This window comes from Sphingobium sp. FW306-1B-F04DB (assembly GCF_058781925.1).
In genome coordinates this window covers 20,837-36,625 of sequence record NZ_JBYSXE010000013.1, presented here as the reverse complement: position 1 = coordinate 36,625, position 15,789 = coordinate 20,837, and the positions used below count along the sequence as shown (strand labels likewise).

12 protein-coding genes are annotated in these 15,789 nt (G+C 66.3%); 3 read left to right on the top strand and 9 right to left on the bottom strand.

The features are described 5' to 3' along the window. Positions 1 to 29: 29 nt before the first annotated feature. From AC3WJD_RS08570 to AC3WJD_RS08550, 5 genes are all read right to left on the bottom strand, one after another. Entirely contained in the window at positions 30 to 1,079 is a 1,050-nt protein-coding gene (locus AC3WJD_RS08570; protein ID WP_492746185.1) for an aspartyl protease family protein, read from the bottom strand. A gap of 68 nt (positions 1,080 to 1,147) precedes the next feature. After that, positions 1,148 to 2,662: a SulP family inorganic anion transporter gene (locus tag AC3WJD_RS08565; protein WP_492746184.1), complete on the bottom strand. Its 1,515-nt coding sequence runs from the start codon at positions 2,660 to 2,662 to the stop codon at positions 1,148 to 1,150. Continuing rightward, entirely contained in the window at positions 2,659 to 3,351 is a 693-nt protein-coding gene (locus tag AC3WJD_RS08560; protein ID WP_492746183.1) for a carbonic anhydrase, read from the bottom strand. The genes AC3WJD_RS08565 and AC3WJD_RS08560 overlap by 4 nt, the downstream gene beginning before the upstream one ends. A 115-nt stretch (positions 3,352 to 3,466) precedes the next feature. Beyond that, a complete protein-coding gene (locus tag AC3WJD_RS08555; RefSeq protein ID WP_492746182.1) occupies positions 3,467 to 4,807 on the bottom strand; it encodes an ATP-binding protein in 1,341 nt (446 codons plus the stop codon). Next, positions 4,804 to 5,514: a response regulator transcription factor gene (locus tag AC3WJD_RS08550; protein ID WP_492746181.1), complete on the bottom strand. Its 711-nt coding sequence runs from the start codon at positions 5,512 to 5,514 to the stop codon at positions 4,804 to 4,806. Before AC3WJD_RS08550 ends, AC3WJD_RS08555 begins: the two co-directional genes overlap by 4 nt. 292 nt (positions 5,515 to 5,806) lie before the next feature. Between AC3WJD_RS08550 and AC3WJD_RS08545 the strand changes: the two genes are divergently transcribed. The 3 genes from AC3WJD_RS08545 to AC3WJD_RS08535 all read left to right on the top strand — a co-directional run bounded on the left by AC3WJD_RS08545 (position 5,807) and on the right by AC3WJD_RS08535 (position 10,972). Beyond that, entirely contained in the window at positions 5,807 to 7,759 is a 1,953-nt protein-coding gene (locus AC3WJD_RS08545) for a serine hydrolase domain-containing protein (RefSeq protein WP_492746180.1), read from the top strand. A gap of 149 nt (positions 7,760 to 7,908) precedes the next feature. Then, entirely contained in the window at positions 7,909 to 9,795 is a 1,887-nt protein-coding gene (locus AC3WJD_RS08540) for a CocE/NonD family hydrolase (protein ID WP_492746179.1), read from the top strand. Positions 9,796 to 9,829: 34 nt separating this feature from the next. Then, positions 9,830 to 10,972, top strand: a complete 1,143-nt coding sequence (locus AC3WJD_RS08535; RefSeq protein WP_492746178.1) for an NAD(P)/FAD-dependent oxidoreductase — start codon at positions 9,830 to 9,832, stop codon at positions 10,970 to 10,972. Between the two features lie 22 nt (positions 10,973 to 10,994). On the opposite strand, the gene AC3WJD_RS08530 is transcribed toward AC3WJD_RS08535, so the two are convergent. From AC3WJD_RS08530 to AC3WJD_RS08515, 4 genes are all read right to left on the bottom strand, one after another. Then, positions 10,995 to 11,642, bottom strand: a complete 648-nt coding sequence (locus tag AC3WJD_RS08530) for a DsbA family oxidoreductase (protein ID WP_492746177.1) — start codon at positions 11,640 to 11,642, stop codon at positions 10,995 to 10,997. 80 nt (positions 11,643 to 11,722) lie between these two features. Beyond that, entirely contained in the window at positions 11,723 to 12,148 is a 426-nt protein-coding gene (locus AC3WJD_RS08525) for an organic hydroperoxide resistance protein (protein WP_492746176.1), read from the bottom strand. Positions 12,149 to 12,390: 242 nt separating this feature from the next. After that, complete coding sequence (locus AC3WJD_RS08520) at positions 12,391 to 14,268, bottom strand: CocE/NonD family hydrolase (protein ID WP_492746175.1); 1,878 nt, start codon at positions 14,266 to 14,268, stop codon at positions 12,391 to 12,393. Positions 14,269 to 14,283: 15 nt separating this feature from the next. Then, the gene (locus AC3WJD_RS08515) at positions 14,284 to 15,777 is read right to left on the bottom strand and encodes a serine hydrolase domain-containing protein (RefSeq protein ID WP_492746174.1); all 1,494 of its coding nucleotides are present in this window, start codon (positions 15,775 to 15,777) and stop codon (positions 14,284 to 14,286) included. Positions 15,778 to 15,789 lie beyond the last annotated feature (12 nt).

Sequence of the window (15,789 nt, the reverse complement as noted above, 5' to 3'; positions counted from 1 at the left end):
GGCGGCCCCATCGGCGCGTCGGCACGGCCTCAATAATAGTCGACCAGCACCAGCTCGCACCGCCCCTTGCCCTTGACCGAAAGCAGATAGCGCGTGCCCGGCGGGCGCTTGCCGAGGCCGCGATGCGCCTTGCCGGCTTGAGCTCCGCCGTTGCCGTCATCGATCGCGACGATGGTGTCGCCCGCGACGAGCCCCGCCTGCGCGGCAGGGCTGTGATCGGCGATATGGATCACCTGCAGCCCGCCCTCCGATGGAATCACGCTGAGACCCGAGCGATCGCGCGCGAAGGGCCTTTCGAGCGCGCGGGCGGGCGCGAGCCGCATGCACCCCCGGCCGAAATCGAGCAGGCTCCGGAAGCGCATCAGCAAGGGTAGCCCCAGAATTACCGGCGCCGCGAAATTCCACCGCGCCGGCACCGCGAAGGGAATGTCGCGCAGCGTCAAATCGCCGAACCGCAGCCGCGGCAGGCGGCCGAGCTGACTGATCGCGATCCCCTCGACGCCGATCGCAGCGCTCGATCCGCGGCGCAGCCCCGCGAACAGCCGATGCGACTCGGCGAAGCGCGGGCTGACATAGAGCGGCGCGGTGCAGCCGAGGTCGATCATCGCATCGGCGGGCAGGCCGCGCACCAGCTCGATCTCGGTACAGAAATGGCGGTCGCGCGTCTGGGTGATCGGCAATAGCGCGCCCGGCATAGCGCGGTCGGGGTCGAGGGACAGGCGCTGCGCATCGGGGTCGATCGCGATCGCGCTCTGCAGGAAGAGTTCGCGGCCGAGCACGACCTCGAACGATGCCCCCGCGGCGCGCGCGATGTCCGCGAGGTCAAGGACGAGCGGTTCGATCTGCTGGAGTCGCACCGATCCGGCGGCGATGTCGAGCGGCGGCGCCAGGCCTGCAAGCGTGTCTCCGCTGAGCCCTGTAACGTGGCGCGCACGGACGGGTATTATGCCATGACGCGCGGCGAAGCCCGAATCGAGGATCGAGCGGGTCGCGCCGCTATCGAGCATCGCGCGCGCCGCAACCCCGCCAACCGAAACGGGGATGACGAGAAACCCGTCATCCCCGTTCGCGAGCGCCATCGACTCTCCGGTGATTGGCGCAGAGGGGCCGCGAGCCTCGACCGGCATGGGGAAGCCCGCGGCGCGGTTCATGCGTGGGCGAGCGCGCCGAGCCGCCCGCTTGCGCCCTTGAGTTCGACGACATGCCCCGCCTCGCGACGGCGCTTGATCCAGTCCTCGAGCATCTCCGCGCAGATATGGTCGATATGCCGTAGCTGTTCGACGTCGAGGCGAAGACTGCCCGGGCCTGTCACGCCATCGAGCACCGCGCTCAGCTTGGGCAGGGCGACGAAGGTCGCGGTGCCGTCGAGCACGATCTCGTGTATGTCGTCATCGCGGCGCTCGTCGACGCCGAGCCTGAGCTTGGTCGCATGCGGCAGCAGCTCGATCAGCGACAGCGCGAGGCCGACCAGCACGCCGGTCAGCAGGTCGGTGGCGACGACCATGATGAAGGTTCCCGCCCAGATGACCGCAGGGAGGAGCCCATAGCGGTGGAACAGGTGGCGGACATGGTCGAGGCTGACCAGCTTGGCGCCCGTGACGATGAGCACGCCGGCGAGCGCGGCCATCGGGATCTCGCGCAGCAGCCAGGGCAGCAGCGCGACGAAGCCGAGGATCCACACGCCGTGGAGCACCGCCGACAGCCGCGTCACCGCGCCTGCCTGGACATTGGCAGAGCTGCGCACGATCACGCCCGTCATCGGGATCGCACCTGCAACACCGCACAGCAGGTTGCCGACGCCCTGCGCGCGCAGCTCCTTGTTGTAGTTGGTCCGCGCGCCGTCGTGCATCCGGTCGACCGCGGCGGCCGAGAGCAGTGTCTCCGCGCTCGCGATGAACGCGATCGCAATCGCGGTCGTGATGACCGAGGGCTGGACAAGCTGCGCAAGGATTCCTGCATCGGGCAGCGCGATTGCGCCGACGATCGATTCGGGCACGTCGACGCGGATGACCTCGAGCGAAAAGCCATAGGCCATCGCGGTCGCGGTGACGACCCCGACCAGCGCGGCGGGCACGAGGCGCATACTCTGCGGACGCAGCTTTTCCGAGCCGAGCATCGTCGCGATCGTCACCACACCAATGGCGAAGGCGGCAAGCGCGCCGCCTTCGCCACCGGGGGCAAGGCCGAGGATGCGGCCGGGCATGGCTAGCAGGTTGTCTATGCCGCCGGGGAGCGGCTTGGCATCGAACATTACGTGGAACTGGCCGACGACGATCAGCAGGCCGATGCCCGCGAGCATGCCGTGGACGACCGCGGGCGAGATCGCGCGGAACCAGCCGCCGAGCCTGAAGACGCCGGCCGCGAACTGGATCAGGCCGGCGAGCATGAGGATCGGCCCGAGCGCCGACAGGCCCTGGTCGCGCACGATCTCGAAGACGATGACGGCAAGGCCCGCGGCGGGACCGCTGACCTGGAGCGGCGAGCCCGCGACCGCGCCGACGACGATGCCGCCGATGATGCCGGTGATCAGCCCCTTTTCGGGCGGGACACCCGACGCGATCGCGATGCCCATGCAGAGCGGCATCGCGACGAGGAACACGACGATCGACGCGGTGAAGTCGCGCGACAGCGTCTTGCCCAGAGCGGTGCTGGCGAGGTTCATTCGGCCGCCTCCGCCGTGAAGTCGGCCGCACGGCGCGGCGCATAGGCCAGCGCCACGGGTAGCGGCTCGCCCTCGCGCAGCGGCACGAAGCGACCCGTCGCCCCGTCGAGCGCGAGAATGCAGCCCGCATGGATATCGACGAACCAGCCGTGGAGCGCGATTTCGCCGCGCGCGATCCCCGCGGCGACCGATGGGTGCGTGCGCAGATGCGCGAGCTGGGCGACGACATTCTCGAGCGAGACCGCACGGATTCGCTGCGCATCCTCCATCTCGGGATAGCTGTCGGTCACCACCTTGTGCGCGGCGTGCGCGTGGCGCAGCCAGGCCGCGACATTGGGCATGCCGCTCAGATCCTGTTGCATCGCCAGCGCCTTCATCGCGCCGCAGTCCGAATGACCGCAGACGATGATGTCGCGCACGCCGAGCGCCGCGATCGCATATTCAACGGTGGAGGAAACCCCGCCATTCTGGGTGGCGAACGGGGGCACGATATTGCCCGCGTTGCGGCAGACGAACAGGTCGCCGGGCTGCGCCTGCATCACGTGCTCGGGCACGACGCGCGAATCCGCGCAGGAAATCATCAATGCCTTGGGGCTTTGCCCGTCACTCGCGAGCCGCGCGTAGAGCGCGCTCTGGTTGGGAAAGACCTGCTTCTCGAATGAAAAGACGCGACCGATGAGCTCGTTCACGGGAATGACTCCTTGACTGGCGCCGAGGGGGACGGCGCAGGATCAAGCTAGTCATCGATCTTTGCTGCGTTGCAGCGTTCCTGTGACGAAGTGTTTCGCGCGTAAGGAAGTGTTTCTACCGCGCCGCAAAAGGGCGGCGCGTCGCATTGCGCGGCATGTCGAGCTCGGCGCGCAGCCCGCCGCCCGGCCGGTTGATCAGCCGCAGCACCCCGCCTTCGCGCAGCGCGAAACGGTGCGCGATCGGGATGCCCAGCCCCAGCCCGTGCGTGTCGCGGCTGCGCGCGGGGTCGAGGCGCACAAAGGGCTGGAGCACATGGAGCAGCTCGTCCTCGGGAATACCGCAGCCATTGTCCTCGACGCGCAGCATGATCCGGTCCCCCGCCGCCTCGAGGCTGACCTCCGCGCCATCGGCATATTTGATCGCATTCTCGACGAGATTGCCGAAGGCGCGCTTGAGCGCGACCGGGCGGATCATCGCCTCGAGATGATCGGGGCCCGTGTAGCTCGCGATGTGCCCCATATCGGTGGCGTCGTCGACGATGGTCTGCACCAGCACCGCGATATCGGCGTGGACGGGCTTTTCGGGATCGCTGTCCCCCCCATAATAGGCGAGCAGCGAGGCGACCATCGCTTCCATTTCGTCGACATCCTTGGCGATCGCGGTGCGCAGCGCGGGGTCCTCGATCCCTTCGGCGCGCAGCTGCAGCCGCGCGAGCGGGGTGCGCAGATCATGCCCGACCGAGGCCAGCGCCTCGGTACGGTCGATGATGAGCTGGTGGATCCGCGCCTGCATGTCGTTGAAGGCGCGCACCACGCGGCGGATCTCGGAAACACCGATTTCGGGGAGCACGACGCGTCCGCCCTCGCCGATGCGCTCGGCGGCGCGCGCGAGCATCCGCATCGGCGCGAGCACACGGCGCAGCAGCAGTCCCGCGATCAGGATCAGCGCGACGGCGGGGATGAGCGCGAGGAGAAAGCGGTTGAAGCGCAGCTTGGAAGGGTTGACGAGTTGCGTCGCCTTGAATTCGAGCCAGCTGCCATCGTCGAGCCCGAGCTGTCCCATGACGACGCCGTTGCGGCCCGGCGATTTCAGATGCAGGTGGAGGTCGCTGCGCGCGAGGGACGGCTCCCAGCTGACGATCTGCGCGCGCATCTCGCCGAGCTCCGCCGCCAGCGGGACGGGGAGGATCCGCGTCGGGTGCCATTTGACGATGAATGTCTCGCGCGAAAGGCGGCCGGCCAACTGGGGGCGCTGCGCACGAGGCTGCGCATTCATCAGCCGGCTGGCCATGGCGAGCTGCTCGGCCATGCGGTGCGCCTCATCCTCGCGGACGCGCAGCTGCCCCGCGCGTTCATAGAGCAGGGTGCTTACCGCGAACTCGATCGCGATCGTCAGCAGCAGGATCGCGAAGACACGGCCGAGCAGCCCGAATGACGGGCGCATCCTTTCGGTCATTGGCGCGTGACTTCGGCGCTGAACATGTAGCCAACGCCGCGTACCGTGAGGATCGGCGCGTTCGAATCGGTGTGCGAGAGCTTGCGTCGCAGCCGGCTGACGAGCACGTCGATGCTGCGGTCCGACGCGTCGCCCAGTCGCGTCCGCGACAGCTCGATCAGCCGCTCGCGCGCGATCACGCGTTGCGGATTTTCGAGAAAACTCGACAGCAGGTCGAACTCGGCACCCGTCAGGTCAACCACCGCGCCCGTCGGCGAATGCAGCTCGCGCCGCGGAAAGTTGACGGTCCAGCCCGCGAAGTGCGCGACCCCATGCCCGCCGTCGCCGTGGCGGCGGTCGAGTTGTCCGCGGCGGAGCACCGCGCGGACGCGTGCGATCAGCTCGCGCGCGCTGAAGGGCTTGGCGAGGTAGTCGTCCGCGCCGAGCTCGAGCCCCACGACGCGATCGGTTTCGCTGCCCTTGGCGCTGATGAAGATGATCGGGACGTCGCTGCGCTGGCGAAGCTGGCGGCACAGATCGAGCCCGTTGGTGCCGGGCAGCATGACGTCGAGCAGCACAAGATCGATCGGCCCTGAATCGAACGCGGCCCACATTTCGGGCGCCGACGCCGCGGGTCGCGCCTGATAGCCATTCTGCTGCAGCGCGCGTGCGGTCAGCGTGCGCAGCGCGGGATCGTCTTCAACGAGCAGGATTACTAGGGCAGTCATCAACCGGATCTGTATCGAGTTCAGCGCAGCCATGCCGGGCGGCGGCACGCGTGTCCAGCGGATGAGCTAGGGCGCGCGCCGCCGATGTTCCAGTGCGATCACCATTGCAGAAACACTTTGTCACACCCGATCGGGCGGCGCCCGGCCCATGCTCATAGCGGCATTGACAGTTCTCCAATTGCGACTACAAATTTCCAATCAGGTCGCATGAGGCAGAAAATGATCCTGCTTTTTCATTTTGATGCGGTCGATAGATAACGACACTTACTGACAATCGATGGAGAGGTTGGCCGTGAAATTTAAGCTCGCTCTATCTCTGTTGAGCCTGCCGACCGCGCTCGCGGCTCAAGCTCCCGCTACCTCCGACACGCCGGGCAAGACCGTGTCGGGCATTGCCTATACGCAGCCCAAGGACTGGACCGCGTCCGTCCGCGGAAGCGCGACGGTCTTCGCCGCGCCCGAAGCGAATCTGAACATCGCCGTCATCGAGGTGGGCAGCGCGCCCGACGCGCAGGCAGCCGCGGCGAAGGCGTGGTCGCTCTACAAGCCCGATGCGAAGCGCACGGTTCGACTGGTGACCACCGGCACGCGCGGCGATGGCTGGGACGAGCGCGTGGGCATTTCCTACGAAACCTCGCCCAGCGAGAAAGCCGTGGTTTCGGCGACCGCGATGCGCCAGGGCACCGCCTGGACCGTGGTGATCACTGACGGCGCCGAATCGACCGCCAACAAGCGCTCGGCCGCTACCTCCGTGCTCGCGCAAAGCCTGCGCCCGGCGGGTTATGCGCCCGAAAGCTTCGCGGGCAAGGTAGCGCACCGCCTCACCCCCGATCGCATCCAGGCGCTTCGCGATTTCGTCACCGAATCCGCACGCACGCTCGGGGTGCCGGGCGTCGGGATCGCGCTCATCGATCAAGGCAAGGTTGTCTGGCAGGGCGGCGTCGGCGTGCGCGAACTCGGCGGCACCGAACCCGTCGACGCGCACACCAAGTTCATGGTCGCCTCCAATACCAAAGGCATGGCGACACTGCTGCTCTCGGCGCTCGCCGACGAGGGCAAGCTGAAATGGGATGATCCGGTGACCAAGCTGTATCCGACGTTCCGGCTGGGCAGCGACGAGGTCACCAGGTCGGTTCTGGTCCGCCATCTTGTCTGCGCCTGCACCGGCCTGCCGCGCAAGGACTTCGCCTTCATCCTCGCCGATGAGGGCGCCCCCGCCTCCGACACCTTCGTCCAGCTCGCGCAGACCCAGCCGACGAGCAAGTTCGGCGAGCTGTTCCAGTATAACAACCTGATGGCCTCTGCCGCCGGCTATCTCGGCGGTGCGCTCGCCTATCCCGACATGGAGCTGGGCGCGGCCTTCGACAAGGCGATGCAGACGCGCATCTTTGGCCCGCTCGGAATGGTTGACACCGGCTTCGACTTCAAGACGGCCGAGGCCGGCAACTGGGCGCGTCCGCATGGCTATGACGTCGATGGGCGGATGGTCGAGATGTCGAATTATTTCAACCATCTGATCACGCCGCACCGGCCGGCCGGCGGCGCCTGGTCCACCGCCGCGGACATGGCGCGCTACGCACAGCTCGAGCTCGGCAAGGGCGTGACGCCCGAGGGCAAGCGCGTGGTGAGCGAAGCCAACATCCTCGAACGCCGCAAGCACGGCGTGCCGGTCGGGGAGAAGGCATGGTACGGCATGGGCCTGATGGAGCGCGTCGTCGCCGGCGTACCCGTCGTCACGCATGGCGGCACGCTGCAGGGCTATCACAGCAGCTTCTACGTGCTGCCCGAGGCCGGTATCGGCGCGGTGATCCTCACCAACGCCGATCCGGGCGCGTCGATGCTTGCGCCCTTCCTCCGCCGCCTGCTCGAGGTCGTCTATGACGGCAAGCCCGAAGCCGCGCAGGATGTCGCCGCCGCGGCGGCCCGCCTCAACGCGCAGGCCAAGGCAAAGCGCGCGCGGCTGACGGTGCCGGGCGATCCCGCGGCGCTCGCGGGTCTGGCGGCCAGCTATCGCAGCGATGTGGGCTCTATCGCACTCAACGACCGCGGCGGCACCGAATGGGTCAAGGCGGGCTTTATCGAAGGGCCGGTGGCCACGCGCAAGAACGCCGACGGCACCGTTTCGCTCCTTTCCGCCGGTCCCGGCAACATCGGTATCGATGCAGTGATCGGCAACAAAGACGGCGCGCGGACGCTGACCATCCGCGACAGCCAGCACGAGTATATTTACACCGAAACGCGCTGATCGCGCGCCTGAGAGCAACGTCCTGATGTCATCGCCCGGGGGCGCAGTCCGCGTCCCCGGAACGTCATGGGAAAGGGGCCGCCTGCACCCCTTCTCTGCCTGAACACGATATCTTTTGGGGGAGACACATGCGTATGGTCAGTTCGGTCATGAAACGAAGCGCCACGCTTTTGGCGCTTCTCGTCACAGCGAGCCTGCCCGCAGCGGTGGTTTCGCAGCCCGCGGCGACGAACCAGGCGCCCGTCGCGCCGGCGCCGCTCGCTCCGGCTTCGGATTATGTCAGCCAGGAGGTGATGATCCCGATGCGCGACGGCGTCCGCCTGCACGCGCAGATCTGGCGCCCCAGGGACGCAACCGGCCCTCTTCCCATTCTGATGACGCGATCACCCTATGGCTTCACCCCCCAACGCATCGGGCAGGGATTGGGCAAGTCCGGGGGCTATGGCGAACTCGCCGCAGACAGGTTCATCTTCGTCTTTCAGGACATTCGGGGTCGCTTCGGCTCGGAGGGCGAGTTCGTGAACCTGCGCCCCTCGAAGACGTCGGCGGACGGGATCGACGAGGCGACCGACACCTACGACACGATCGACTGGCTGGTCAAAAATGTCACCGCCAACAACGGCAAGGTCGGGATTTTCGGCGTGTCCTATGGCGGCTGGACAACTGCCGTCGCGACAAAGGATCCCCATCCTGCGCTGAAGGCGGTGTCTTCGCAGGCATCCCCCGAGGACATGTTCATCGGCGACGACTTCCTGCACAACGGCGCCTTCCGGCTCGACTATGCCTGGTCGTGGGTCTCGGCGCTGGAAACCGACGGCCGCACCATGAACGCGTTCGATTTCGGCACCGACGATGCCTATGACTGGTATCTGAAGCAGACCGACCTCGCCAGTCTCGATCGACAGCGGCTGGGACGTACTATGCCGAGCTGGCAGAATTTCGTCTCGCACCCGAGTTATGACGCGTTCTGGAAAGAGCGCCGCACGTCCCACATGATGCCCGCCAGGGTGGCAACGCCCAATCTCATCGTTGCCGGATGGTGGGATCAGGAGGACTTTTACGGTCCGATGCAGATCTACGCCAACCAGGAAAAGGGCGACGATCGCAACCTCAACTATCTCGTGGTCGGGCCGTGGAACCATGGCGGATGGCGGCGCGATGGCAACACCTACGGCCCCTATCAACTCGGCGGGCCGACCGGCTCATGGTTCCGGACCAAGGTTGAACTACCCTGGTTCCGCCACTGGTTGAAGGGCATCGGCACGCTCGATCAGCCCGAGGCACTGGTGTTCCAGTCGGGCAGCAATGTGTGGCAGCGGCTGTCACGCTGGCCCGCCGCCGAGGCCACCCCGCGCAAGCTCTACCTGCGGGCGGGCGGACGCCTGTCCTTCGATCCGCCCTCGACTGCAGAGGCCGCCGACCGCTTCCGGTCCGATCCGGCGAATCCCGTGCCCTATCGCGATCGTGCCTCGCTCAAGCCCTTCATGCGCAAGGGTTCGACCTGGTCGACATGGCTCGCCGATGATCAGGCACCCTTTTTAAAACGCAAGGATGTCCTGTTCTGGCAGACCGAACCGCTGGCAGAGGACGTGACGATCGCGGGCGATGTCGCCGCCCAGCTCTTCGCGAGCACCACGGGCTCGGATGCCGACTGGGTTGTGAAGCTGATCGACGTCCATCCCGACGACGCCACGACGCCGCCCGAGCTGAAGGGGCGCCAGCGCATGATCGCGAACGACGTCTTCCGCGGCCGCTTCCGCGCCAGCTACGAAAAGCCCCAGCCGATCGCGCCGGGCAAGGTGCTGGACTACAATATCGACCTGCATTCCGCGTCGCATGTGTTCAAGAAGGGGCACCGCATCGCTGTGCAGGTGCAGAGCAGCTGGTTTCCGCTGATCGATCGCAACCCGCAGACCTATGTCCCCAATATCCTGAAGGCCAGGCCTTCCGACTACAAAGCGCAGACGCATTCGGTATTCCACACGCCCTCGCATCCGTCGGCGATCACGATCGCCGTTGTTGACAATGGACGATGAGGCCCCGCCTATATCTGGATAGGAAAGGCGGCTGATGACAAGGCTTGCGGACGTGCTCGTAATCGGCGGTGGCGTTGCGGGCCTGTCCGCAGCCGCGCGGTGCGCGCGCCACGCCGACACCGTCGTGCTCGAGCGCGAAACCGCGCTCGGCTATCACTCCTCCGGGCGCAGCGCGACCTTCTATCATTTCGGGATCGGCAACGATGTCGTCCGCGGCATGACCGCCGCCAGCAGCGACTTCTTCGCGTCGCCGCCTGCCGAATTCGGGCCCGCTCCGCTGTGGCAGCAAAAGGCCGCGCTGTTCATTGCGGATGCCGCGACGCTGCCCGAGCTCGATGCGCTTCAGGCGGAAATGGACCGCTTTACCGACACCGTGCAGCGTGTGGGGCCGGGGGAAATCCTCGACATCGTGCCCGTGCTGAAAACCGGGAAGGACGGCGTCGTCGCCGGTCTGCTCGATACCGCGGGCCGCAAGCTCGACGCCGACGCACTGCTGCAGGCGAACGCGCGCGCTCTACGCGCCGCCGGGGGTGAACTGGTGCTCGGAGCCGAAGTCGATGGCATCGCGCAATCTGAAGGCCGCTGGATCGTCGACACGCCCGCCGGCGCATATGCCGCGAGGATCATCGTCAACGCAGCGGGGGCATGGGCTGATCAGATCGCGACTCTGGCAGGGGTCAAGCCGCTGGGGCTGCAGCCGCTGCGCCGGACGATCATCGGTTTTTCGCCCCCCGGCAACCTCGACATATCGGGCTGGCCCTTCCTGAAAACCGCCTCCGACGACGGATTCTACATGCTGCCCGAGGCGGGTCAGCTCCTGGTTTCGCCGATGGATGTCACGCCCTCGCTGCCGTGCGACGCGCAGCCCGAGGAGGAGGACGTAGCCCTTGCGGCCTGGCGCGTCGAGGAAGCAACGACACTCAAGGTGCGTCGGATCACGACGCGCTGGGCGGGGCTGAGGAGCTTCGTCGCCGACAAGGTGCCGACCGCCGGATTTGCTCCCGACGCACCGGGGTTCTTCTGGCTCGCCGGACAGGGCGGCTATGGCTTGCAGACATCGCCCGCCATGGCGCTTGCCGTGGAGGCGCTGATGTTCGGCCTTGAATGGCCCGCCCCGCTCACCCAACACGGCGTTCTGCGCGAGCACATCATGCCCGACCGGCTGTTTCGCCGCTGATGCGCAATATTTCGGCCAGTCCCTACAGGTCTTCGGCGATTTCCCGGATCGCGCGCTCGAACGCCTCGGGTGGCTGGCCGCCCGAGATCAGATAACGGTCGTTGATCACGACGGCTGGCACGCCCTGAATGCCGCGGCTCACCCAGAGCGCCTCTTCGGCGCGGACCTCCTCGGCATAGCGGTCCGATTGCAGAATCGCGCGTGCAGTCGCGCGGTCGAGACCCACCTTTTCGGCAGCAGCGACGAGGATGTCGTGATTGCCCGGGTCGCTCTGCTCGGTAAAGTTCGCGATGAAGAGCTGCCGCTTGAGCGCGTGCTGCTTGCCCTCTTCCCGGGCCCAGGCGAGCAGCCGGTGGGCATCGAATGTGTTGTAGATGCGGCTGCCGTCCGACGTGTTCATCATGAAGCCGAGTTCGGCCGCACGCGCCTTGATGCGCTCGCGGTTGACCCGCGCCTCGTCTGCCGAGATGCCGTATTTCTGCCCGACATGCTCGATCATGTTCTGCCCGCCCTCGGGCATCTGGGGATTGAGCTCGAAGGGATGGAAGGTGATGTCGGCATCCACGGCATCGCTGGCGCGGTCGAGCGCCTGTTCGAGACCGTTGAGGCCGATGATGCACCAGGGGCAGGCGATGTCGGACACGAAATCGATCTTGATCTTCTTGGCCATCGGGCCGGTCCTTTCGGGAGACAGCGCAAATCCGCGCGGCGCCGGGCCGCCCGGTTAGCTGCAAGGGAATCCGCGTACGTTCAGGCGAGGCTGAGCCCGACGTCGACATTGTTGCGCGTCGCATTCGAATAGGGGCAGAGCTGATGCGCGGCATCGACGAGCGTCTGAGCATCAGCCCGGTCAAGCCCCGGAAGGTCAACGAGCAGCGAAGCCGTTATACCGAAGCCGCCTTCCGATCGCGGTCCGATGCCAATCGTGGCCGTCACCGTCGTCTCGGCGGGCACCTTCATCTTGAGCTGCTGGCCCGCAGCCTTGAGGGCGCCGATGAAGCAGGCCGAATAGCCCGCCGCAAAAAGCTGCTCGGGATTGGTTCCGTCGCCACCTGCGCCGCCGAGTTCCTTGGGCATCGACAGTCCGGCTTCGAAGCGGCCGTCCTCGGATCGCACCGTGCCCTCGCGACCCCCGGTCGAGGTTGCACGCGTCGTGTATTTCACATCCACTGCCATGGTCTGCTCCTTTGAGCGAGTTGTTGCGGCCATCAGCTAGGGCCAAACGCCGTTGGCGTGAACAGCCGCAGATCGGCAGTCACTCTTCCGCCAAACGCACGACACATTAGCGTGCCGCGATCCGGGCGAGAAGGTATCGCGCCATTTTCCATCGCTCGAGCGTGCCTTGGTTGAGGCATTGCCATTCGGCCGCCACGCGCATTTTCGACCCGCCGCGTGGCGGCCCTGGCTGCGTCCTGCCGCTATTTGACGACGGGCAGCTCTATATAGGAGGCATCGTCCCCCGCATGGTGGACGGCGTTGCGCGCGACCACCGATCTGGTTTCACGCTCATTGTCCCCGCCCGTATTGAGGTTGCGGACGAACTTGGGGAAGTTTGAGGACGTCACCTCGATCCGGATCCGGTGCCCGGGCTGGAAGGTGTTGCTCGTCGTGATCGGCGTCGGCCGGAGCGTATAGACCCGGCCCTTCTCCATCATGACCGGCTTGTCGAAGCCGTCCCGGTAGCGCGCACGCAGGATGGTGTCGCCCAGGATATAGGCGGTGCCGTCGGGGGCGACGTCGACCAGCTTGATCGCGAAGTCGGTGTCCTTCGCGTCCGACGAGATCCTGAGCACGGCATTCACGAATCCGCTGACCTCCAGCGGCTCGGTCAGCGGGTCGCTTGTGTAGACCAGCACGTCGTTGCGCGCCTCGATGACGCGCTGGTCGAAGGCGCCCGCGGTCACCAGCCCGCCATTGCAGCAGTCGCCGCCGCCGATCGTCTGGACGGGATTCATCGGATCGTAGCTGTAGCGGTCGGGCGTCTCGGTCGCGGGCGGCGCATCGCGCAGCAGCTTGCCGTCGCCATAGACGCTGTTGGCGGAACCCGCCGAGCGCAGGTACATACGCACCGTTTTGGCGTCCTTGGGCGGCCATTGCGCGTCGGACTTCCAGCGGTTCTCACCCATCGCGAAATAGCGCAGCGCGGGCGTTGAATCGGGAAACGCCTTGGCGTCACCCTTCAGCCAGCGATCGAAAAAGCCATAGACCTGCCCGTCGACGTCGAAGCTGGCGTTGCCCAGCTTGCGATCTCCCGAAGTGTAGTTCGGTCCGAGCTTGTTGAACTGGCAGTGCGGATTGGGGCCGATCACCGCATATTGATGCGCGCTCGCCTCGGCGTCACTCTTCACCGTGCGGGCGTGATTGAACAGCGCCATATTGGGCCCGATCGAGACATCATACCAGCTGTTGAACCACAGCGCGGGGACGCCCCAGCCCATGTCGTCGTGATAGAGTCCGCCCTTGCGCCACGCCGGATCGGCGGGCGTCCGCGCGATGAAGCGCTCGAAGGTCGCGGGTGGCTCGCCCATGCTCGTAAGGATGCTGTCGACGGGCAGTGTCGCGATCTGTTTGGGCCACTTCACCTCGGGTTTCTTGGCGGCGAGATCGTTGTACTGGACCAGTCGGGCGCGCATCGCCTGATCAATCTCCGCCGGCACCTGCGGCCGCAGCGGATTGTCGACACCGTAGAGCCAGACGAAGAACAGCGTGCGCGGTACGCCGCCGGTATACCAGTTACCCTGCTCCTGGAAGGGGCCGACCTTGCCGATTCCCGCGCCCGAGGCCATCGGCACCATGGCCTTGTGTGCGGGATGGTTCTGCGCAGCGAGCTGGAGCTGCCATTCGGCCGAGGACGAACAGCCGAGCGTGCCGACCTTGCCGTTCGACCATGGCTGCTTCGCGATCCAGCTCAGCATATCATAGCCGTCGGTCGCGGGATGGCCGAGAATCTCGTACTCGCCCTCCGAATAATAGCGTCCGCGCTCGTTCTGCACGACGAAAGCATAGCCGCGCTTGACGGCTTCCAGCGCGCGCCGGCTGGTCGCTGCCTTGTAGGACAGCTCGTTGTACGGCGTTTTCCAGAGGATCGTCGGGAGCGGCCCCTTGGCGCCCCTGGGCAGATAGACGTTCGTGGCCAATCCGATGCCGTCGCGCATCGGCACCACCGCAAGCATCGTCGTGTCGGCACGCTGCGCCAGCTCGCGCGCGAGTGCCTCGTCGCTGTACGAGGCGTAATCCTGTGCGGGCGCGGCGGCGGCGAGTCCGACCGCAACCGCAGCGGCGATGACCTTCTTCATGCCCGAACCTCCCCCTCAGGGCACAAGGCGGAAAAGCATATAGGGCTGGTGCTCGAACGAGAAGCGCGTGTCCGCCCCTTCGCCGTAGAACTCGAGCTTGCCCAGCGGCCCGAGCGGCGTGGTTTCGCCGCCGGCCTGCCGGAACACCCGCGGCCCCACCGGCTCCCAGCGCACCGTCTTGCCACTGATCTCGGTCACCAGTCCGCCTTCGCCGTCCTTGCGGATCCGGATCAGGCTGGCCGCGGAAATGGTGCCCGCCGCGTAGGAGCGCCGGTTGGGCCGGTAGAAACCCTCGACCACGGGGGTCGCCGCGCCCGCCCAGAGCAACTGCGGGCCGGCGGGGAAGACCCGGTCGGTGATGAGGTGCATCAGTTCCGAGCGCGCGGTCGACGCGGCATCGCCGCCGGTAACCGAGACGAATACGCCCACGCCCGCCTCGGGCACGATCATCAGGTCCGAATGGAAATAGCCGGTATTGCCGCCATGCCCCACGATCCGCGGGTTGGCCGCGCGGTATTCGAGGAAGCCATAAGCCAGCCCCGGTAGCGAGGGCGCGTTGGCGAACAGGCGCTCGCGCATCTGCCGCGCCGTTGCGGGCTTGAGGATCGTGCCGCTGTCGAGCGTGCCATCCTGCAGATGGGCGAGCATGAAGCGCGCCATGTCCGCACCGGTCGCCGAAAGCGATCCCGCGGGCGCGATGTTGGTGATCAGTTCACCGGGCTTCTCGACGAAGCGGCCTTCGGTGAAGTCATAGCTCTTCGCCAGCTCCCAGCCTTCGGGCACGGGCTCGCGGAAGGTGCTGTGGGTCATTCCGAGCGGGTTGAAGATGTGCTTGTCGATATAGTCCGGAAAGGCCTCGCCCGAGACACGCTGCACGATATAGCCCGCGAGCGCGGTGCCATAGTTTGAATAGCTCGCCTCGACCCCCGGCTCGCGGACGCGCGTCGGGATGTGGGTGGCAAGGAATTTTCCGAGCGGCTCGAACTCCGACATCGACTTGGAGAACATGCCGACATAGGTATCCTCGAAACCCGGCGTATGGGTGAAGAGGTCACGGATGCGGATCGGCTTCTTGAACGCCGCGGTCGGCATCTTGAAATCGAGATACTTATCGACGGGATCGTCGAGCTTCACCTTGCCCTGCTCGATCATCTGCATCAGCGCGGTCCAGGTGAAGAGCTTGCTCACCGAGCCCGGACGGAACAGCGTGCGATCGGGATCGACCGCCACGCCCTTGGCGACATCGGAATAGCCATAGCCCTTCTTGAACAGCACCTTGCCGTCGGCGACCACCACCACGACCGCGCCCGCGATCTCGCGGTTCGCGACGCCGCTGGCGACGACGCCATCGACAAAGGATTCGAGGCCCTGAAGCTGCGGCTTTTGCGCGTCTACCACGGTGGTTTGCGGTGTCGCATCACGCGCGCCCGCTACCGTCGGCAAGCCGCTCGAAAGCATCAGGGCGAGCAGGGCGACACCCACTCCCCGGTTGTTGCGATGACGCGACATAACATCCTCCCT